Annotated in this window: 1 pseudogene; it reads left to right on the top strand. The window is 71.6% G+C overall.

Annotation, left to right across the window (positions count from 1 at the left end):
* Positions 1–467 precede the first annotated feature (467 nt).
* Positions 468–962 (top strand): annotated as a pseudogene (locus DMH08_RS42240) (hypothetical protein); the annotation flags it as partial.

A 962-nucleotide genomic window follows, 5' to 3' on the forward strand; every position in this document is an offset into this window, starting at 1 on the left:
CCCGCGAACCCCGCCGCCGGACCGTCGTCCCCGCTGCCTGCGCGGTGGTGCTGAACGCTTTCGCCGCGGCGGGCGCCCGCCGCGCCGTCGTCCACGCACGCGGTGACACGGTTTCCCGGGTCCCTCGGCGGTTGCAAGTCGAAGGGTTCCACCGCGTACACCTGAATTCACACGTACACGGGCCCGCCGTAGGGCCCCGACCGGGCGGCTCACGGTGGCTCGATATCGCGGCACGCGTTCGAGCGGTTACAGATTCGAGAGGCTCGGGAGCCCAGTCGCTAATGCTCGCGAAGGTCGCGGTGGGCCCATTCGGGTCGACTCTTCGGCATATTTCGGCTGTTGCCCGTGAAAGGTGATAGAACCCTCACGCGGCCCGATCGGCCGCCGTTCACCTCAATGTCCGAACAAGCCGCCATGTAACGCGGTTTGATGGTGTGCCATCACCCATGGCCCGAAAAGGAGCGCGTGTGACGGCGAGGAGCCCGCAGCAGGACGAGGCCCGCTCCGAGGACCCGGCCGACTCCCGCGAGATCCGGCGCCGCCTGACGTTCGGCGTCACCGCCGACCTCCCGGCGTCCCTGTCGCCCTGGCAACGCGCCCTCCGGGCCTGGCGCGCCGCCGGCATCCCATGGCGTCACGCGCCCGAACCCGAGACTTCTCGCCCGTCGACGTCAGCCTCCCCGACACAACCGCCCGCAAAGCCCGAGCCGGCACCGAGCGAGGCGGCTGTGGACGAGGATGCCGCGCCGGTGTCGGATGCCGCGAAGCCCGAGCCGGTGGCGGGTGCGGATGGGGGCGCTGCGTCGGTGTCGGATGCGCCGGTGTCTGAGCCGGTGCCGGACGGGGTCGGTGCGGAGGGGGAAGTCGCGTCGGTGTCGGGTGCGGGGAGTGCTGGCTCGGCAGAGTCGGTTGCGGACACTGGGCGGGGCGTGAGCGGGAGCGGGGCCGGTAAGGGCGTTGGG

Source organism: Actinomadura sp. WAC 06369, assembly GCF_003947565.1.
Lineage (GTDB): Bacteria > Actinomycetota > Actinomycetes > Streptosporangiales > Streptosporangiaceae > Spirillospora > Spirillospora rifamycini.